Here is a 20,026-nt window from a genome sequence, read left to right on the forward strand (position 1 = left end):
ATGCATGGATAAACGATGATATGCGGGCTATTCAACGTGACTTTTTACCTGCCGACCTGCAACCAATTTTGCAGGAAAATGGGATAGAAGGTTGTGTTGCCGTTCAGGTAGACCAAACAGAAGCCGAGAACGATTTTCTATTGGATCTGGCTAAGAAAAACAGCTTTATAAAAGGCATTGTTGGTTGGATAGATCTGCAGGCAGATGATATTGAAGAACGTCTGCAATACTATAGTGGCATAAAAGTAATGAAAGGCTTTCGGCATATTTTGCAGGGCGAGCCCGATGAAAAGTTTATGCTGAATGAAAAGTTTAAGCATGGAATAGGGTTACTAAACCGATACGGATTTAGCTACGACATACTTATAATGCCCAATCATTTGCCTTATGCAAAAGAGTTTGTAGCAGCGTTCCCTGAACAGCGTTTTGTAATAGACCATCTGGCAAAGCCGTACATAAAAGATAAACGCATCAATGGCTGGAAAGAAGATATGCAAGCGATAGCCGCGTTCCCTAATGTATGCTGCAAAGTATCGGGCATGGTAACCGAGGCCGATTGGGCTAACTGGAAAGTGGAAGATTTTATGCCTTACCTGGATGTTGTATTTAACGCGTTTGGAGCCAACCGCGTAATGTATGGATCTGATTGGCCGGTGTGTAATGTAGCCGGTGGTTATAAAGGAGTGCTCAATGTTATAGAAAACTATGTTAGCCGATTAACCCAGAACGAACAGGACCTTTTTTGGGCTAAAAATGCTGTGGATTTTTACCGGTTGGATGCTTAGCTAATTTAAACGGCCACTCTTTGTTTACTTTGGCTTTAGTAAAGTATACAATGTTACCTAATGTAATAGCGCTTAATCCGCCCAAAACCATATGGAAACCGGTTGATACCAGTATACCTATCCACATCAAAATTGCCAAAAATATAGGGATAGGGAATAAGGGCATCTTGTAAGGGAAGTTTGTTTCGCTTTTAGATTTACGCAACAAATATAACCCCAATGCCTGCGAAATAAACTGGATCAGGATCCGCATGGCCAATATAGCGCTGATAACATCACTCAGCTTAAATAACAGGCTGAAGATAAAAGCTACCCCACCTAAAAACAATAAAGAGATATGTGGGAAATGCCCGGTTGGATGCAGCTTTGCAAATACTTTAAAAAAAGCCCCGTCAACCGCTGCCGCATAGGGAATACGGCTATAACCGAGGGTCGCGGAGAATACCGAAGAAAAAGCCACCAGCAATATGAGGCAGGTAACAATTTTTGCAGATGTGTGCCCGGATAATTTCTCCATAAATTCGCTAACCACAAATTGGCTATCCTTAGCCTGATGCCAGGGTATAACGCTAACAACGCTCACATTCATCAGCATATATAAAAACGCTATACCAGCAATTGAAATAAACATACTTTTTGGTATGTTTTTAGATGGATTAATTATTTCGCCGCCTAAATGGCAAACATTGTAATAACCAAGGTAGCTGTAAACGCTTTTTACACTGGCAAAACCAATGGCCGCGACAAAGGCATAATTAACGGTTAAACCATCATTAATATGTTTAATGGGGGATAAGAAGTTGCCATGGGCTAAACCGCCGCCAATTATCCATATCATGGTTAGCAAAACGCCAACCCATAATACAACACTTATTTTACCAATGGATTCTATTTTACGGTAAAGCAACATAACAATGCATATTACCACACCGCCGCTCATTAATTTAGCCTGGATAGGCGAAAGAGGCAGCAGATAGGAGAAATATGATGCAAAGCCAATTGCCGCCGAAGCTATTACCAATGGCGCTTGTATCATGGTTTGCCAAACAAACAGAAAACTCATTAGTTTACCGGGCCCGTTTTTGCCGTAAGTTTCTTTCAGGAAGTTATATGACCCACCGGCCATAGGGAAGGCGGCGCCAAGCTCGCTCCATACCATGGCATCTATAAAAGATAGTACTGCTCCGGCCAGCCAGGCATATAAAAACCAGGGTCCGTTCATCATACTTATCACCATGGGTAAAGTAATGAATGGCCCAATGCCAACCATATCGGTCATGTTAATTGCAGTGGCTTGTGCCAGGCCAAGGCGGCGTACCAGAGAAGTTTCAGCCATGCAGTTTTTGTTAGCGCGAAAATTTTAATCAGTTAACTGTACAAAAATAACTTTAAGCAGCGAGGGGCAAAAATAATTGGGTCAGCGGTTTGTAATGAGTTGTAGGGCCAATGTATAAATACACTTATTAAAAATCGCACAGCAAGTATTTGCACATTAAAAAATATTTTAAAAACTATTGGTAAAAGTCTGGTACTTATTGCACTTGTGTAGAAAATGTATTAAATATAAGTTAATCAATATTAGGATGCTTGCTTAAAAAGATTCTATGTTAAACTAATAGATAATGCAATAGTGCCGGGGTAAACGATATTGGATTTACCTTTCCTGATTTTTATATCTGAATTTATTCACCATTAATCATTTATAACCATGAAAAAAATCTATTGCATTGTATTTGTCGCGCTATTCGCTGCTGCATGTACCAAAGAAAAAACGACTAACATTACCCCGCAAAGTGCAAAACCCGCAGAAGCGACATCGGCTGTGCCAGATTCAAAATTGCGCACACAAGCTACAATTTCCTGGAGTGGTTACACCTGGAATGTTAAAGCCCCAACAGGCACGCAAGGCCCCGGCCCAAATTACTGGAGTGGTAACAATGTATGGGTTGATGCCAATGGCTGGCTGCATTTAAAAATATCAAAAAACCCAACAAACAACCATTGGGAATGCGCAGAAATATCAAGCACACAAAGTTTTGGCTTTGGTACTTACCAGTGGCAAATAGACGGGCCAATTGCTAACCTGGATAAAAACATAGTATTGGGCTTATTTGATTATTCGGGTATTGATGGGCGGGATGAGATAGATATTGAATTTGCAAGATGGGGTAACTCGGCATGGCCAAATCTTAACTACACCATTTTCCCTAAAGTGGGTGATGCCCCAGCGCCGGCCAGCTACTCGCAAGAGTTTTCTACACCGGGAGGCACATATACCACACATCGTTTTAAAAGGACAAGCACAAGCGTGGTATTTAAAAGTTTATATGGCTTTCAAAGTGGTGATACCAATTTGTTCCTTACCAAAACCTTTAATAGCCCTGCTACTTCTATAAGTGGTAAAAGTATGCCTGTATTGTTAAATCTTTGGTGCTACAATGGCTTAGCCCCATCAAACGGACAAAGTGTTGAGGTTGTGATACACAGTTTTACATTCACAGCGAATTAATTATTATAATTATAATAGAAAAAGCCGTGAACATCGCGGCTTTTTCTATTAATATTTTTCGGTTAATACTCCCAAATAACTTTCATTGGTTTATGCATCCAGGGGTATTTAACAACGGCAAAAGAGTAGGGCGATTGATGCAATAGCATGTCATATGATGCTTTATCAACCCATAAACGCCACTCACCATCCCAGTCTATCACAACTCCCCTTCTTAGAAACCACGCAGTCCTAAAACCTTGGACAGAGGTTTTATCAAATACAGGCCAGGCATTTATCATGGCTTTTATCATGCCATCAATTAATTCTTTATGTTCTTTTGATATTACCAATTCTGCGGGAACGGGGTGATTCAAAGGCAAACCGCATAGCACTTTATTTAGCGACATAAAATCGGGGTTTCTATCAAGCTTACCACTCGTAACATATTGCAAATAATTAACCGCATCCAATTGGGCGGTTTCGCTGATGAATTTATTATCACGCATTAAACCCAACCTTTCAAAAAGAACAGGAATATACTGGTTAGCTATAACAAGCCCTGCATTTTTAGTAATTAAGCTTGATTGGTGGTGTGATGAGATCATAAGATTTAGGTATAATTAAATATACGGTTTTTGATAATGTTTGAAAAGGATAAATATCCGGTCGGTATTTTAACAGACACATTTACAGCATTTATCGATAGATTCTGCTTGTTAATGTTACAAATCGCTTTATTTACGCGTAGGGGAATGTAACAATGCTCGTTCTTTAACAAACATTAACAATTGGCACTTTATATTTTCTACAATTTTACCCGGAGAATTACTCACACAAATAATTTTAACTTTTCTTACTATCTGATAAAATGAAACAAAGATCTACTCAAATTAATTTATTGTTATTGCTGATCATTACCGTGCTTGGCGCATGTGGTAAGGGTGATACTGTAAGTGTGGAATTACCGGTAGTGCTTACCGGCGACGTTGTTATTGAAGCAACATCTACCAGCGCCTGGACGGGTGGTTCTATCACAAATAACACCGCCAATATTTCATCGTACGGTGTTTGTTATAGTACAACTAATCCCGAACCTACAATTAACGATACCAAAAAGGAAGAAACCATAAAATTGTTCACGTTTAACAGCCACCTTACCGGGCTTGCACTCAATACAGTTTATTATGTAAGGGCCTATGTTACTAACTCTGCCGGTACCGGATATGGCAGTGCAATACAATTTAAAACAGGTAATGGTGTTGCTGATTCTTATGGAACAGTAAGCACATTTGCAGGCTCGAGCCAGGGATTTGAAAATGGCACCGGGACAGCGGCTTTATTTAATCGCCCTACGGGAGTTGCTACCGACGCCGCGGGTAATGTATACGTTTCTGACTCGTACAATTCTGTTATCAGGAAAATAACGCCCGAAGGGGTATCAAGTACGTTTGCTGGTAGCGGTACTTTTGGATACGCGGATGGCCCGGCCGAAACCGCTCAGTTTTATGTACCATCGGGCCTGGTTGTTGATGCTGCAGGGAATGTTTTTGTAGCTGACTTAGGGAATAACATGATAAGAAAGATAACCCCCGCCGGTGTAGTAAGCACTTTTGCAGGAAATGGTTCGGCTGGCTACTCAGACGGAACAGGTACAGCATCAACATTTAGCGCGCCTACAGGTATTGCGATAGATGCACAAGGAAATTTATATGTTACAGATAGTAATAATAGTCTGATACGGAAAATTACACCGGCTGGTGTGGTATCAACCGTTGTGGGTAATAGGGTGGCAGCATTTGCAAATGGTAGTGGAACGGGAGCATCCTTAAATAAACCCAGTGGCATAGCATTGGATGCGGCAGGCAATATGTATGTTACCGAGCCATTAAATAAAGCGATAAGAAAAATAACTAAAGATTATTTGGTAACCACATTTGCAGGAGGTTTAGATTCTGTATCACTTGCAATTGGTAAACCACAGGCTATAAACATAGATGCAAACAATAACTTTTATATTGCTGATGGCAATGGCCGTATCCTTAAAATAAATAAGGATAAAATTTTTACTGTATTTGCAGGCAAAACCGGCACAACGGGTTCTACAGATGGCGATGGTAGTACCGCATTGTTTAATAACCCGCAAGGCGTAGCATCAGATGCACAGGGCAATATTTACATTGCCGATTACAACAATAACCGGATACGAAAAATTAAATAGTTTATAAGAAAAGCCACCCATAGGGTGGCTTTTTTGTTTCTACGATCTGTATGGATCAAATAGCTTTCCATGAATCTATCTCACCGGCAAGCATCTGGCTAAAGTTGCTACGTGGTGGGATATCAAGATAAGGATAGGTAATCTTACTAAGATATAAACCTTGTGGGTACGCCGGTTTAATGGTTTCGAATAGCTGCAGGGTTATCAGGTGCGATTCAAATTCATCAACACTCAGTTTACCGGTTCCCACCTCAATCACTTTACCAACAATGATTCGCACCATTTTTCCTAAAAACCGGTTTGCAGCTATATGAAACCTTAATTTATCTCCCGTATTATCTGTGAAAATTTGGGCGGCATTAATGTTGCAAATAGTATGCTGGTTCCTATCCGGCATTTTACAAAAGGCGCGGTAATCATTATATTTTAATAACAAATTAGCTGCCTGTTTCATGTTTTCTATATGCCAATCCTTAATGAGGTACATAGAACTGAAATTGCTTAGAAAAGGATCTTTATAGGTATGAATAAAATAGTCATAGCCGCGTTCAGTAGCATCAAAACGGGCATGGGGCAGGCCATCCATAGGCATAATATCAAAAATCGCTATATCATTGGGCAACAAATTATTAAGCCTAAAAATAAGGTCAAAATCCCATGGGGCACTTACATCCAAGTGGAAAAAGAACTGGCTTGCATGTACCTGTGCATCAGTGCGGCCACAGCCAATAATTTGTATAGGTTTTTTAAAAACCTGGCTCAGGCAATTTTCTAAAACTTGTTGTACACCAATACCATCGGGATGTTTTTGCCAGCCGCTATAGTTAGTGCCAAGATAGCCTATGTGGAAAAAATAGCGCAATGGTGTGAGGTTGTTAATTGCAGAGAAAAATTAATCAGTTATATCTTCTTCTTCTTCCGGCTCCACTTTATCCGTTTTAGGCAAGTTGGCTTTAAGCATTACGCGGCCTTTTTTAGTTAATGTACAAGCCGGCGACCTTTTATCTTCTTCACCTTTTGCAATATCTATCAGGTTGTATTTTTTTAAGTCCTGCAAATCAACTTTGCTTATATTAATAGCCATCCCTTTTTCTGCAATAACCTTGATTGCAGCAACCACATCGTCGTGTTTCATAGTGTTGTATTAAGTAATAAATGCAAATATGCAACATAAACAAGAAAAGCCACCCGAATGAGTGGCTTTTGCTGGTATAAGTTCACTGATAACTATTCGTTTGAAAGGGCTTTTATACGATCCAAGGCATTTTTATTTTCAGGATTTAACGCCAACGACTTTTTATAGCTTGAAAGAGCATCTATTTTGTTGCCTGTAAGTTCAAGTATCTCTCCTAAACTATCATAAGCATTCGCGCTTTTCGGGTAAAGCGTTACGTTCAATTTGAAGATAGAAAGCGCTTGGTCTGCTTTTTTCTGATTTAATAGTTGATATCCCCATCCATTAAGTTCGTTTTCGGTTAAATTTAATTGTGGGTTCTTTTTTTTTAAGTTAGATGCCACAAGTGCTGCATTGTTAAAACCTTGTTTTAATAATGCAAGTCTTAATTTCTGAGCATCAGCTGATAAACCGAACCCGTTTGCTTCATGCATCTCGGGAATATAGTAGCCCGCTATCTCATCAATAAATTGATCGGGATTGGAACCCATTAAATTGGTTAATATAACTATGGAAAGATCATCTTTCAAGTATACAAACAAAGCAGACCTGCCACCACCAACGGGGCCCGCTGCAGGGTGCTGTTCTCTTGTAACGGTAGGCCAGCCCAGTGCATAACCATTAGTAAGCTTATTAAAGCCACCTATTTTTCCGTTGTTTAATATTGCCGGTGTCCACATGGTTTCGATGCTGGTTTTTTGTTTTAAAAGCTTACCCTCTTTTAATGCAATGATCCAGTTACCCATATCTGTAGCGGTAGATAAAATGCCGGCAGCAGTCCTGAAAAAAACCGGGAACTGCATGTAGCCAACCCCGGGTGTTTTGTTCCTGATGAACTGATCACCAACTTGTTTGGTCATGGTATATGCGCCCGCGTAATTAGGTATCACATCATAGGAATCTCCAAACCGGGTTAATTTCATGCCCGCTATTTTAAATTGCCTGTCTTCAATAAACTTTGTGAAATGCATACCGGCTAATTTTGTAATAACCTTACCAAGTAAAACATACCCGGTTTGATTATAGCTGAATTTATCACCCGTATTAAACTCAAGAGGGAGCACTTTTACTTGTTGCAAGGCTTGGTTTTCATCCCCATGACCCATTACCTGTTCATCAGCATCAAGAATATCAGGGAGGCCGGAAGTATGTGTTAACACCTGCTGCAGTGTAATTTTTTGCCATGTTACCGGTAAGCTATCTACGTAAAGTGAAACAGGGTCGGTGATCTTTAGTTTCCCCTCTTCGGCCAGTTGCATAACGGCTACGCCAACAAACGCCTTGGTAATTGAATTTATCGAAAAGATGCTTTCATCAGTCGCGGTAATTGTATTTTCCAGGTTAGCTATTCCATAACTTGCGTTCTTTATAATTTTCCCTTGTCGTACTACAGCTATCTGCAATGCAGGAATATGCCTTTGTTGCATTTTATTCTTTAAAAAAACGTCAATGCTATCGGAGGTAGTAAGTTGCTGAGCTATAGAAAATGCCGGTATCAGTAACCCAAATATCAAAAGGGTTGAGGCTGTAGTTTTAAGGTTCATATAATAAGGTTATTTCTATTAGTAAGATGTGTTCCGGAGAGGTATGTTACAGATAGTTGTTTATATATCAACAAGGAGTAAACAAGGGTCAATTGCAGTGTTTAATGCTTTGGGTTCAAATGATTTGTTGTGGCAATCGTGCTGATCGCTACTTAATGAAGCGGGTTTTACTTATAAATAAAACGGCCTTCTTATCTAAGAAGGCCGTTTTAAAGTTCAGAGCATGTAAGTCAGACAACCTTTCTAAAGCTTTAGTTTTTTATAAGCCTACCAAAGCGTACGGAATACGGACACCCTTGATTTGATAGGCATTAGGGTCCTGGTTGCCGCCGAAGCAGGTATTGATTGAGCAGCTACCGCCAGATCCATTATAGTTTAATGAGTAGGTTACCATTAGCTCATTCCTCCCGTTTACAAATTCGCCATGCAATGCAGGAGTATAAAATTTAGTCAAATGGCCATTATACCAGTCTTGTATTACATAAACCAGTTTTGGCGTAGTAAAAGGGCCGAACGGACTTGTTGCGGTAGATATATAAATGCCGTGCTGGCTTGGGTCGCAAAAGTAACCAAGGTCCAATTGCATCATTACATATTTACCGTTAACATAACTCACGGCAACATTTGCCTGGGTTTTAGTACCCGAGCCAATTGTTAAAGCGCCTGTTAAAGTTGTAGTATCAGGTGTTGATGCCCAGCTATTGCCTCTCCAGAATGTCCATGATGCCGGGTTGCTTGCCGGGAACCTTGCCAATGTTACAACGTTTTCGTTAAAGAAGGTACTTTGTGCGCCGTACACGTATACGGTATCGCCTGCCGGTTTCTTTATCATACCAACAGAGAAGATCATTTTAGTTTGGCCCGACATGCCATTTGGCGTTATACGTGTTGCCGCGCCCCATGTGGTGCTGCTGGTGCTTTCGGCTATGCTATATAATGCCTGGTTTGCCGGTGTCGAACCATTTGCCGATTCGTAGGTGTTTAATATTACATTGCTGCCTATTTCAACGCCCGCACCTGGCCAGGCATAGGTTGAATTGTGGTTGCCCGGGCTTTTTACTATTTCCAGCAAGCTTACACCGGTGCCCGCATTACTGGTAGTGGTGATGTTTGGTGTCGAACTGGATGTCCAGTTGGTAATTGATGGCTGCAACATAGCAGAGTTATGGTAGGAGAAAAACTGGCAGGCCAAAGAACCGTTTGCCTGCAACTGGCTGCTGGCATAGGCGTCCTGGGTTATCCAAAGCACCTTGCCATTGTTTGCGCCATTGGTAAGCGGGATACTGTTACCCTGGTCCCATGCAACGGTAGTATTGGCTACGTTACCACGATGGAAGAAAGTAACCACAACATCATCGCGATAGGCCTCATTGATAATACTGGTTAAATCCCAATACTGGGTAGTATTGGCGGCTGCAGTTTCTTCAGTTATCGCCGCACCGTTGGCAGTTGAACTGGCATGATCGGTCAGCACCAAACCATTAGCATTTTTTATCACATAATAAGATTGCCCTGTTACCTTCTGAAGGTTCCAGATCTGCGAAGGGAAACCGTTTGCGTGGTCAACCCATAGTTGGGTGCCCGATGTGCCGTTTGGCGCTTCCAGGAACATGCCGCTTGCAACGTTCATGATCTTGAATGATGTGGTGCTTGTAATAGTACCGGTGCCTTGCTGTATCAGGTACCATTTTTGATTTTGAGCCGTAGCAGTTCCGGTGCTCGCATTCGCATTCTGCTGTACATTTTTAATAGCGCTTTGTGGGTGCAGCAAGGTAGAGTCGCCCTTCACTTCCATTACTTTTCCACTAAAAATGTTTGTGATCTGGAAACACCCATAGGCAGAAGGGCTGGCACCTGCAAGGCTAAAAGTGGCGGGTGATCCCTCTGGTATCTTAGCTGTTTTCAGCGTTTCGCCTTTTTTACAGCTTTCAGCCCCAAACAGGAGTAGAATGATTGCATACAATAGTAAGTTTTTCATTTTCATAATTTTTAATTGGTTAATAGGTTAGTAGTTGCTTGTAATTGACATTGGTTAGTCGCCCTGCATTTAAAACAGGTGTTTTACAAATCAATTAAAAAAGGAAACGTATACGGGAAACCGTTTATGCCGTAATTAAAACCGATTGTGCCTTTTATAAAACCTATCAAATAAATTTTAAATCGTTTTAGCAAAACGATTATTCTTTTTACATTAGTCATTACCAATTGTACCACCAATTTTTATTTTCATGCTTTGTACATTAGATCTGGGATGCCGGGCTACAGCATTATTACAGGCTGTGACGGTTACATTAGTAATATCTGTACGCGAAAAATGGCCAGAAACGGTTGCCGGTGGCTTCTTGTTAGTGACTGTCGTTTTGATTTACATCGGCTACAGAAGAATAAAATATAACAGGGAGAGAAAGATCATCAATCGCTATTTAGTTGCAGTTAATGCCTCTAACCAGCTCCCTATAGAAGAGTTGGGCGATAGGGCTACAATAGAGCGTTTGCCGGCTGTTGCAGGCAACGGGTACCAATTAGAATATCATGTTTTATTTCTGAAAAAACTACAGGAAACCGTTGTTGCTCACTTATCATACCCAGACCTTGATGTAGATCAATTGTGCGATATCATGAATATGAGCCGAAGGAATTTATATAGAAAGATAAAACTGGCGTCGGGTTTAACGCCGTTAGAGCTTATTAACGATTTACGTTTAAAAAGGGCAGCGGAGCTCTTGGAAAGCGGCGATAAAAGAATGTATGAGATCGCCGATGAAATTGGTTTCAAATCTCGTATTGTCTTTACACGGAATTTCACCAGGGAATTTGGAATGTCCCCGACAGAATACAGTAAAAGATATCATGATCTGCGTAACTTGAAATTCAACGCCCCACAATAACTTGAAAATAAATTTCAAATTTTGCTAAATCAATTTAGCTTTTTTATAAATTTGCTGAATGAAACAAAGTTTACTTGCTTTCTTTTTTACCTTTTATATAACCACTTATCTCAATGCCCAAACCGTTCAACCCTTTAAACCAGGCGATAGGGTGGTGTTTACAGGCAATAGTATTACAGATGGCGGGCATTATCATTCCTATATCTGGCTGTATTATTTAACGCATTTCCCAAACAGCCGCATTCAAATTTTTAACGCGGGTATAGGTGGCGACGTGGCCCAGCAAATGTATGAGCGACTGGATAGCGATGTATTCGCTAAAAAGCCCACAGTAGTTACACTTACCTTCGGTATGAACGATACCGGCTACCAGCTTTTGAAGGGCGCCAAAGCAGATTCTGTATACCAGGCAAAAATAGCCGCCTCGTTAAAAAGTTTTAAATTGATAGAAGCGAAACTGAAGCAACACCCCGAGGTGAGAAAAGTAATGATTGGCTCATCACCGTATGATCAAACCTCAAAAACTAAGTTTATCAGACTGGTTAATAAAAATGCGGCTATGCGGCAGATAGCAGCCGAACAGCAGCGTGTGGCTAAAAATAACAAATGGGAATATATGGATTTTGGTGACCCGATGACCGCCATTAACCTTCGCGAGCAGCAACGCGATTCGATGTTTACCCTGCAGGGTAGCGACCGTATTCATCCCACAAATGATGCGCAAATGGTAATGGCCTGGCTGTTTCTTAAAGCCCAGGGGCTGGCTGGAAAAAAGATTGCAGGCGTTACAGTAAACGTCGCCAGTAAAAAAATAGAAATGGCAGAGAATTGTACAATTACCAACCCGGTTATATCAACCGATAAAATTAGTTTTACCTACCTGGCAAATGCGTTGCCCTACCCAATGGACACTATCCCCTCTGGTTTTGGTCGGCCGCAAAAGGCACAGGCCGCGGCATTAAAGCTAATCTCGTTCAATGAGGAGTTTAATCAGGAAATATTACAGATAAAAGGCCTTAAGGCTAAACAATTACTATTAAGGATAGACGGGAAAGCAATAGGGGCCTATAGTGCTGAAGAATACGCACAGGGCATTAACCTGGCAAAAATTAATATAACCCCACAGTATCAGCAAGCAATGGCCGTAATGCATTTAAATGAAGAACGCTGGGCAATAGAGCGGCGCCTGCGCGAATATTACTGGATCCATTATTCCATCCTCAAGCCAAAGGGCTTGCTTTTTAACGATGGCGATGCCACTGTAGATTCGCTGCAGAAGTATGGCAAAAAAGATTTCTTTGTGTCAGCAACTATTCCTACTTATCAAAAGGCCCGCTTTAAATCTGTTAGGGATGCTTGGCAAAAGGAAATGGACCTGCTAACCAACCAGCTCTACATTATTAATAAACCTGTTAGGCATCGTTTCGAGATCACTTTAGTTAACTAATTCGGATGAATTTTAAATTATACAAAAGGCTTTTTAGTGCCTTACTGCTCACTGTTGCTGTTTCGTATTGTCAGCACGCATCCGCACAAACCGCTTATTACATAGATGGTTATCATGGCGGCATATGGGGTCACTACCCGGATTGGAATACCCGCTTTATGGCAGATATGCTAAAGAAAAATCCAAATTGGAAGATCAACATAGAGTTGGAGCCCGAAACTTGGGCAAGGGCAATGGCGGTAGACCCAACTGCTTACGCTGATTTTAAAGCGCTATTTGCAGATCAGTCGCTTAATGGACGTATAGAATATGTAAACCCTGCTTATGCGCAGAGCTATAATTATAACATTTCCGGCGAAAGCATTATCCGGCAGTTTAGTTACGGTATGAAGATGGTCCGCACGCATTTTCCCGAAGCTATTTTTACCAGCTATTCCTCCGAAGAACCTTGTTTTACAAGTGCGTTGCCACAAATACTTAAATCATTTGGCTTTAAATACGCCTCACTTAAAAATCCCAACACTTGCTGGGGCGGCTACACACGTGGCCACGCCGGCGAACTGGTGAACTGGATTGGGCCGGATGGCACGGCAATCATTACATCGCCACGTTACGAAGTAGAAAAATTTGCTCCGAGATCTACCTGGCAAACCATTGCGTGGAATAATTCTCCTCAATACATCAATGCCGCTTTTGCAGCTGGTATGGCGCATCCGGTGGGTATGACCCTGCAGGATGCCGGTTGGAAAAACGGCCCTTTCATAGGCAACGGAGTAAAGAATGGCTTAACAAGCATTTATACCACCTGGCGAAACTATTTTGGTAATATAGCCAAAAACGACGCCCGGTTAGATTGGAAGGTATCGCAGGAAGATATGTTGGTGAGCCTGGTTTGGGGTTCGCAGGTGATGCAACAGATAGCCCAGCACGTACGTGTTTCAGAAAATAAGCTGGTAATAGCCGAAAAGATGGCCGCTATGGCCAGAATCTATGCGGGGAGTAAGTGGCCGCAGGCTCAACTGGATTCCGCATGGCGCACACTGCTTTTATCACAACACCACGATTGCTGGATAGTGCCCTACAACGGCAAAAATGGAGATACCTGGGCAGATAAAGTAAAAAAATGGACTGCCAATACCGATGCCATTTGCGATAGCATTATTACTAAAGCGCAGGCCGCTATAAATAAAGCCAACAACACAGGCAATTACATTATTGTTTATAACACAGCCGGGGCCAACCGTAACGAAATGATCTCTGTTGAAATCCCGGTCGGGACTAATATGGCACAATTCGCGGTGTTGGATAGTAAAGGTATACAGGTACCTGCACAATTAAATAGCGATAAAACTAAATTGCTATTCCGGGCGCAAGTTCCCCCAATGGGTTACTCAGTTTATCAGTTGAAAGCTAACCAACCCTCAACAGTAAAAGGTGCTGCCGTATCTGTTCTGGCAGATGGCAGGTATTTGCTGGAAACAGATTTGTATAGGATCATTATTGACCCGACACATGGCGGCGTTATCAAAAGCATCATTGCCAAAACTTTAAATAATAAACAATTTGTAGATCAAACCAACGCCCGGGCCTTTAACGAACTTCGCGGTAACTTTTATAACGATGGCGGCTTTAAGTCTACTGCTGATAAACCAGCCAATATCGAGGTATTAGAGAATGGCCCGCTGCAAATTAAACTGGCTATAAAAGGCACCATAAACGGCAGCGATTACACCCAGACATTAACTCTTTCACAAGGGCAGCCGCGTATAGATCTGCGTATTAATATTAACTGGAACGGTAACCCGGGCATTGGCCGACCAACACCACCTAATACTTACAAGCTGGATAACCCGGAGAAGGCTTTTTATGATGACAGAGATAAACTATTGGCTTACTTCCCGTTGAACTTAACGCAGCAAAAAGTTTATAAAAATGCTCCTTTTGATGTTACCGAAAGCAAGTTGGAGAATACGTTTTTTACCCGTTGGGATAGTATTAAAAACAACGTGATCTTAAACTGGGTAGATGTTACCGATAAAGACGACCAATATGGCATGGCGCTTTTTACCGACCATACTACCAATTACGCGCACGGAAAAGATTTCCCTTTGGGCCTGGATATCCAATATTCGGGTATGGGCTTATGGGGTAGGGATCATAAAATAACCGGTCCAACTACTATAAACTATGCATTGGTGCCGCACGCCGGCAAATGGGATAAGGCAGGTATTCAGCAACAGAGCAATAATTGGAACGAACCCCTGGTAGCAATAGCTACTGCAATGCGGCCCAATCTATCGGGTAGGTCACTGGTTAAAGTACCCGCCGGATACGAGGTGTCTGCCGTGAATTTTGATGGTAAGGATATGCTGGTACGTGTTTTTAATACCGGTTCCGGCAATGTTAAAAGCAAAGTTATATTCAGTTGCAGTGCCGATAAGGTTGTTTTATCCGAACTTGATGGCAGGGCAGGGCAAACGCTATCCTCAACTAAACTAAAAGGCGGTGGGGTATCAATCAGCGTAGCTATACCAAAATTTGGTATCCGTACTATCAGGCTGGTTAATGCAAAGGGAATTTAAAAGCATCTTGTATTTGAGTAGGAGGGCTGAAGTATAAAAGACGCATTGAAAATAATTTTTGTTAAAATTTGCTAAATCGTTTTTTCTTGTATAATTTGGGCGTATTAATACCAATTAATAAATCAGCACCTGGATTGTCCGAATCATAATTATAATATGATAGAAGAAATGTCGGCACCTATCGTCAATTTGACGCTGTTTGCTTACTAACATCCGGAAAACCAATTATTGCTCGTAACAATGTTATATTATATTAAAAAATATCTTACAGCCACCGTTGTGCTCAGTTTTGCCACAGCGCAAATATTGTGCGCGCAAAACCTTGCTTCGTATGTGAATCCCTTTATTGGTGCCAGTACCAGCACCGCAGATGCAGGTGTTTATCACGGCCTTGGCAAAACATTTCCGGGCGCAACCACGCCTTATGGTATGGTACAGGTTAGCCCTAATACCATCACTGGTGGCGATAACGGCTCAGGTTATAGCTATGAACAAACCAGTATTGAAGGCTTTGCTTTTACACAAATGAGCGGCATTGGCTGGTACGGCGATCTGGGCAATTTTTTGGTGATGCCAACTACCGGCAAGATTAAAACAAAAGCCGGTACCATTGCGCATCCTCAAGACGGCTACCGCTCGCTCTATTCAAAGCCAAGCGAAAAGGCTTCCGCGGGCTATTATAGCGCTTTATTAACCGATTACAATATCAAAGCAGAAATGACGGCTGCCCCGCATAGTGGTATGCTACGCTTTACCTTCCCGCAAAATAAATTATCGCGCATCCAAATAGACCTGGCCCGCAGGGTTGGCGGTACATCTACCTTGCAGTATGTGAAAGTGGTGGATGATTATACTATTGAGGGTTGGATGAAGTGCACACCCGATGGTGGTGGTTGGGGCAATGGCGATGGCCATGCCGATTATACCGTTTATTTTTACGCCAAATTTAATAAACCGCTAAAGGATTATGGCGTTTGGAGCGCGGATATCCCCGATGGTTGGGTGCGCAAGCGCGAAGAAGTGGGAAGCGCTAAATACCAAGAAAAAGTGGCTAACGCTGAAGTTTTGCATGGCGTTAGAGAAAAACAAGGGAAACACCTGGGTTTTTATACGCAGTTTGCCACCAAAGCAAACGAGCAGGTGATCATGAAATCGGGTATATCATTCGTAAGCATCGCGGGAGCAAAAAAAAACTTGCTCACTGAAATAAAGGACTGGGATTTTGATGCCGCCCACCAGCGTGCTGTTGCCCTTTGGGATAAAGCTTTATCCAAGGTAAGCATACAGGGCGGCAGTACAGATCAGAAAAAAGTTTTTTATACCGCGCTTTATCATACCATGATCGATCCGCGCATCATCAGCGATGTTGATGGTAAATATCCCGGTGGTGACAGTATTGCACACCAAAGCTCGGCTTTCAATAAACGTACTATTTTTAGTGGCTGGGATGTTTTCCGCAGCCAAATGCCATTGCAAACCATTATTAATCCCTCGTTGGTGAACGATCTGGTAAACTCGATGGTAACGCTGGCCGATCAAAAACAGAAGAACTATTTCGAGCGCTGGGAGCTGCTCAACGCTTATAGCGGCTGCATGTTGGGTAATCCCATGACCTCTGTTTTGGCCGATGCTTACGCAAAAGGGATCCGCAATTATGATGTGAATAAGGCTTATGCGCTGTCGGTTGGGTCTGTAGAGAAATTTGGTAACGGTGACAAAGGCTATTCGCCCGGATCCATCGGTATTGCCCAAACACTGGAATACGCCTATAACGAGTGGTGCGTTGCACAACTGGCCAAATGGTTAAAACACCCTGCAGATGAGCGTAAATATGCAGCCCGCAGTTTATCGTACAAAAATATTTATGACCAGGAGAAGGGTTGGTTCCGCCCTAAAGATGAGAGTGGTAAATGGGTTGCCTGGCCCGATTCGGGAAGAATGACGCAATGGTATGGCACTTTCGAAACTAACCCTTACCAACAGGGCTGGTTCGTTCCGCAGGACGTGGATGGTATGGTGCAGTTGATGGGTGGTAAAGAAAAAGTAATTGCCGATCTCAACAACCTTTTCGCCAAAACGCCGGAGAACATGATGTGGAACGATTATTATAATCACGCGAATGAGCCTGTGCATCACATGCCGTTCCTGTACAATCGCCTCGGCAAGCCGTGGCTTACACAAAAATGGACTCGTGAGATCTGCCGTAGGGCATATAAAAATTCAGTTGAAGGTTTGGTTGGTAATGAAGATGTTGGCCAGATGTCGGCATGGTATGTATTGGCCGCCACGGGCTTGCATCCTGTATGCCCCGGCGATACCCGTCAGGAGATCACCAGCCCCGTGTTTGATAAGGTAACCTTAAAACTCGACCCCAAATATGCAAAGGGACAGTCCTTTACCATTATAGCTAAAAACAATTCGGCTACAAATATTTACATCCAGAGTGCCAGGTTAAACGGCAACGCATACAGCAAATGTTACCTCGATTATAAAGATATTTCGGCAGGCGGCACACTGGAACTTACAATGGGCGCCGAGCCAAATAAAAACTGGGGAATAAATTAAAATATATATGAAGAAATTCTATTCATTACTAATCGGGATTGGTTTAAGTGCAGGGGTTAGCGCTCAAAAAGTAGCGCCGTTTAAGGCAGGTGACAGGGTGGCATTTGTAGGCAACAGCATTACCGATGGCGGCCATTATCATTCGTACATATGGCTTTATTACATGACGCATTTCCCCAACCGCCGTATTACTTGCTATAACGCAGGAATTGGCGGCGATGATATAGGGCAAATATCCGCTCGTTTTGATGATGATGTGCTGGCTAAAAAGCCAAACGTTTTAACGCTAAGCTGGGGCATGAATGATACCGGTTACATTGAATGGTACCGCAGCGATGCGCAGGATTTTATTGATAAACGATTGGTAGGTAGCTATGCAACTTATGCGAAATTGGAGGATAAGCTGAAAAAACGGCTGGATATTCACACCATACTGATAGGTGGCTCGCCGTATGATGAAACAAGTAAATTCACCAAAAAGAATATTTATCCGCATAAAAGCGACGAGTTTGCAAAAGTGATAGATCACCAGGAGCAATCAGCCAAAAAAAATAACTGGGGCTTTGTAGATTTTTATCATCCGATGGATGCCATTAACAAACGCGAGCAGCTTAAAGATAGCACCTTTAGCCTAACACCAAACGACCGTATCCACCCGGATAATAACGGGCACCTGGTAATGGCCTACCTGTTCCTGAAAGCGCAGGGGTTAAGTAATAATTCGGTGGCTGATATCAGTATCAACGCGACTGATAAAAAACTTTCTAAAGCGGTGAATTGTTCGGTTCTAAATTTATCGGCAACTGCTAAATCGTTATCATTTAACTATTTGGCTAAGTCGCTGCCATACCCGCTGGATACCATTCCACGCGGCTGGGGCAATAACAAAAAGCAATCAGATGCATTAAAAGTGGTGCCTTTTAATGATGAATTTAACAGGGAGATGTTAACCGTAAAAAGCCTGAAAGAAGGCAGGTACGATCTGCTGATAGATGGTGAACGCATGGGTAGTTGGGCAGCATCTGAGTTTGCCAACGGCATTAACCTGGCCGAAATAAGCACTACACCGCAGTATCAGCAGGCCATCCAGATCCGCGAGTTGAATGAGGAGCGATGGGATATTGAGCGCCGCTTGCGTATGTACATTTGGATGGAGTACGATTTTCTTAAAGAAAAAGGCCTGTTGTATAATGACAGCAACGCCGCTATGGATACCGTTAAGAAATATGCTGTAAAAAATATTTTTGTAAACGGCAATAAAGACAATTATAGCCGAGCCCGTTACAAAAGCGTTCGCGATGCATGGCAAAAGCAAATGAATGTATTAACAGACCAGATCTACGCCATTAACAAACCGAAAACCCACCGCATCCAGATCATCGCTTCAAAATAATGCCACTTCGTAATATGAATACTAAAAAGATCATCACCCTTTTCCTCATCTGTGCAACTTCATTTTTGCTGAAAGCGAACGCGGCTACAGTTGATACGGCACTTACACACAGCGCCGCTATGAATAAGGATATAAAAGCGGTAATTGTAAAACCTGCAAATTATTCTGCGGCCAAAAAATACCCGGTTATGTATCTGCTTCATGGTTTTAGCGGCAACTACAGCGACTGGATAAAGAAAGTGCCGGCCATTTCTAAGCTGGCAGATACCTATCATATGCTGATAGTTTGCCCCGATGGCAACTTTGCCGGCTGGTACTTTGATAGCCCCATGAATAAGGAATGGATGTATGAAACATATGTGGCTAATGAGTTGGTAAACTATATTGATAAACACTATTCGACTATTACGAACCGAAAAGGGAGGGCTATTACTGGCCTGAGTATGGGTGGCCACGGTGCACTTTTCCTGGCCTTTAAACATCAGGATATTTTTGGGGCCGCAGGCAGCATGAGCGGCGTGGTAGATATACGCCAGTTTGCCGATAGTTATGGTATAGAGCAAGTGTTGGGCAAGTATAGCGAACGCCCCGAAGTATGGGAACAGCACTGCGTGGTAAGCTTGGTTTACTTATTAAAACCTAATGCACTGGCGCTAACATTTGATTGTGGTTATGACGATGGCATGTACAGCGGCAACCAGGAACTACATGAAAAGCTGATAGAGCGGAAGATTCCGCATGATTACACTGTACGGCCGGGAGGCCACTCCTGGGAGTATTGGGGTAACTCCGTAAACTATCAGGCATTGTTTTTTAGCAGGTACTTCAATAACCAAAAATAGTACTGGCAAATTCTTTTGAAAACATTGTTTGTTTCCACTTTAAAACTTATTAAAATGCTAAATTACAGTGGTGTAAATCTCAAATTTGCTAAAAGTA

At 42.2% G+C, this 20,026-nt stretch carries 15 protein-coding genes; 9 read left to right on the forward strand and 6 right to left on the reverse strand.

All coding sequences use genetic code 11. The features are described 5' to 3' along the window. On the forward strand, positions 1-785 hold a 785-nt coding region (locus JWQ85_RS03385), incomplete at its 5' end, for an amidohydrolase (RefSeq protein WP_299463946.1). Here JWQ85_RS03385 and JWQ85_RS03390 read toward each other — a convergent pair. Further along, on the reverse strand, positions 748-2,121 hold the full coding sequence (locus tag JWQ85_RS03390) for an APC family permease (RefSeq protein ID WP_299463948.1): 1,374 nt from the start codon (positions 2,119-2,121) through the stop codon (positions 748-750). The genes JWQ85_RS03385 and JWQ85_RS03390 overlap by 38 nt on opposite strands. A gap of 372 nt (positions 2,122-2,493) precedes the next feature. On the opposite strand from JWQ85_RS03390, the gene JWQ85_RS03395 reads away from it, so the two are divergent. Next, entirely contained in the window at positions 2,494-3,294 is an 801-nt protein-coding gene (locus JWQ85_RS03395) for a glycoside hydrolase family 16 protein (RefSeq protein WP_299463951.1), read from the forward strand. A gap of 62 nt (positions 3,295-3,356) precedes the next feature. Here the strand turns inward: JWQ85_RS03395 and JWQ85_RS03400 are convergent, their stop codons facing one another. Beyond that, positions 3,357-3,881 carry a contractile injection system tape measure protein gene (locus JWQ85_RS03400; protein WP_299463953.1) on the reverse strand — a complete coding sequence of 175 codons (525 nt, stop codon included), beginning with the start codon at positions 3,879-3,881 and terminating at the stop codon, positions 3,357-3,359. Positions 3,882-4,144: 263 nt separating this feature from the next. Between JWQ85_RS03400 and JWQ85_RS03405 the strand changes: the two genes are divergently transcribed. Then, the gene (locus JWQ85_RS03405; RefSeq protein WP_299463956.1) at positions 4,145-5,494 is read left to right on the forward strand and encodes a hypothetical protein; all 1,350 of its coding nucleotides are present in this window, start codon (positions 4,145-4,147) and stop codon (positions 5,492-5,494) included. Between the two features lie 55 nt (positions 5,495-5,549). On the opposite strand, the gene JWQ85_RS03410 is transcribed toward JWQ85_RS03405, so the two are convergent. The 4 genes from JWQ85_RS03410 to JWQ85_RS03425 all read right to left on the reverse strand — a co-directional run bounded on the left by JWQ85_RS03410 (position 5,550) and on the right by JWQ85_RS03425 (position 10,190). Next, the gene (locus JWQ85_RS03410) at positions 5,550-6,356 is read right to left on the reverse strand and encodes a tRNA pseudouridine(38-40) synthase TruA (protein WP_299463959.1); all 807 of its coding nucleotides are present in this window, start codon (positions 6,354-6,356) and stop codon (positions 5,550-5,552) included. Positions 6,357-6,386: 30 nt separating this feature from the next. Further along, the gene (locus JWQ85_RS03415) at positions 6,387-6,629 is read right to left on the reverse strand and encodes a hypothetical protein (RefSeq protein ID WP_299463964.1); all 243 of its coding nucleotides are present in this window, start codon (positions 6,627-6,629) and stop codon (positions 6,387-6,389) included. A gap of 92 nt (positions 6,630-6,721) precedes the next feature. Beyond that, positions 6,722-8,212 (reverse strand): serine hydrolase, encoded by a 1,491-nt coding sequence (locus JWQ85_RS03420; protein ID WP_299463966.1) that lies wholly within the window; start codon positions 8,210-8,212, stop codon positions 6,722-6,724. Between the two features lie 259 nt (positions 8,213-8,471). Beyond that, a complete protein-coding gene (locus JWQ85_RS03425) occupies positions 8,472-10,190 on the reverse strand; it encodes an RICIN domain-containing protein (protein WP_299463969.1) in 1,719 nt (572 codons plus the stop codon). 250 nt (positions 10,191-10,440) lie between these two features. On the opposite strand from JWQ85_RS03425, the gene JWQ85_RS03430 reads away from it, so the two are divergent. The 6 genes from JWQ85_RS03430 to JWQ85_RS03455 all read left to right on the forward strand — a co-directional run bounded on the left by JWQ85_RS03430 (position 10,441) and on the right by JWQ85_RS03455 (position 19,929). Then, on the forward strand, positions 10,441-11,100 hold the full coding sequence (locus tag JWQ85_RS03430; protein WP_299463972.1) for a helix-turn-helix transcriptional regulator: 660 nt from the start codon (positions 10,441-10,443) through the stop codon (positions 11,098-11,100). Positions 11,101-11,158: 58 nt separating this feature from the next. Then, complete coding sequence (locus JWQ85_RS03435) at positions 11,159-12,547, forward strand: SGNH/GDSL hydrolase family protein (RefSeq protein ID WP_299463975.1); 1,389 nt, start codon at positions 11,159-11,161, stop codon at positions 12,545-12,547. Between the two features lie 5 nt (positions 12,548-12,552). Next, positions 12,553-15,129: a glycoside hydrolase family 38 C-terminal domain-containing protein gene (locus JWQ85_RS03440; RefSeq protein WP_299463978.1), complete on the forward strand. Its 2,577-nt coding sequence runs from the start codon at positions 12,553-12,555 to the stop codon at positions 15,127-15,129. A 240-nt stretch (positions 15,130-15,369) separates the two neighbouring features. Next, positions 15,370-17,694, forward strand: coding sequence for a GH92 family glycosyl hydrolase (locus JWQ85_RS03445; protein WP_299463981.1), 2,325 nt, complete (start codon positions 15,370-15,372; stop codon positions 17,692-17,694). A 7-nt stretch (positions 17,695-17,701) separates the two neighbouring features. Further along, positions 17,702-19,087 carry an SGNH/GDSL hydrolase family protein gene (locus JWQ85_RS03450; RefSeq protein WP_299463984.1) on the forward strand — a complete coding sequence of 462 codons (1,386 nt, stop codon included), beginning with the start codon at positions 17,702-17,704 and terminating at the stop codon, positions 19,085-19,087. Between the two features lie 14 nt (positions 19,088-19,101). Further along, positions 19,102-19,929: an alpha/beta hydrolase family protein gene (locus tag JWQ85_RS03455; RefSeq protein ID WP_299463987.1), complete on the forward strand. Its 828-nt coding sequence runs from the start codon at positions 19,102-19,104 to the stop codon at positions 19,927-19,929. The last annotated feature ends 97 nt before the right edge of the window (positions 19,930-20,026 follow it).

Origin of the sequence: Mucilaginibacter sp. (genome assembly GCF_028288105.1) — a bacterium.
In the GTDB taxonomy this organism is placed as follows: domain Bacteria; phylum Bacteroidota; class Bacteroidia; order Sphingobacteriales; family Sphingobacteriaceae; genus Mucilaginibacter.

Bases quoted from the DNA above. Each gene is read 5' to 3' on its own strand.
- JWQ85_RS03440 (WP_299463978.1), top strand. From the start codon at position 12,553: ATGAATTTTAAATTATACAAAAGGCTTTTTAGTGCCTTACTGCTCACT.
- JWQ85_RS03390 (WP_299463948.1), bottom strand. From the start codon at position 2,121: ATGGCTGAAACTTCTCTGGTACGCCGCCTTGGCCTGGCACAAGCCACT.
- JWQ85_RS03420 (WP_299463966.1), bottom strand. From the start codon at position 8,212: ATGAACCTTAAAACTACAGCCTCAACCCTTTTGATATTTGGGTTACTG.
- JWQ85_RS03415 (WP_299463964.1), bottom strand. From the start codon at position 6,629: ATGAAACACGACGATGTGGTTGCTGCAATCAAGGTTATTGCAGAAAAA.
- JWQ85_RS03445 (WP_299463981.1), top strand. From the start codon at position 15,370: ATGTTATATTATATTAAAAAATATCTTACAGCCACCGTTGTGCTCAGT.
- JWQ85_RS03430 (WP_299463972.1), top strand. From the start codon at position 10,441: ATGCTTTGTACATTAGATCTGGGATGCCGGGCTACAGCATTATTACAG.
- JWQ85_RS03405 (WP_299463956.1), top strand. From the start codon at position 4,145: ATGAAACAAAGATCTACTCAAATTAATTTATTGTTATTGCTGATCATT.
- JWQ85_RS03455 (WP_299463987.1), top strand. From the start codon at position 19,102: ATGAATACTAAAAAGATCATCACCCTTTTCCTCATCTGTGCAACTTCA.
- JWQ85_RS03435 (WP_299463975.1), top strand. From the start codon at position 11,159: ATGAAACAAAGTTTACTTGCTTTCTTTTTTACCTTTTATATAACCACT.
- JWQ85_RS03450 (WP_299463984.1), top strand. From the start codon at position 17,702: ATGAAGAAATTCTATTCATTACTAATCGGGATTGGTTTAAGTGCAGGG.
- JWQ85_RS03425 (WP_299463969.1), bottom strand. From the start codon at position 10,190: ATGAAAAACTTACTATTGTATGCAATCATTCTACTCCTGTTTGGGGCT.
- JWQ85_RS03400 (WP_299463953.1), bottom strand. From the start codon at position 3,881: ATGATCTCATCACACCACCAATCAAGCTTAATTACTAAAAATGCAGGG.
- JWQ85_RS03395 (WP_299463951.1), top strand. From the start codon at position 2,494: ATGAAAAAAATCTATTGCATTGTATTTGTCGCGCTATTCGCTGCTGCA.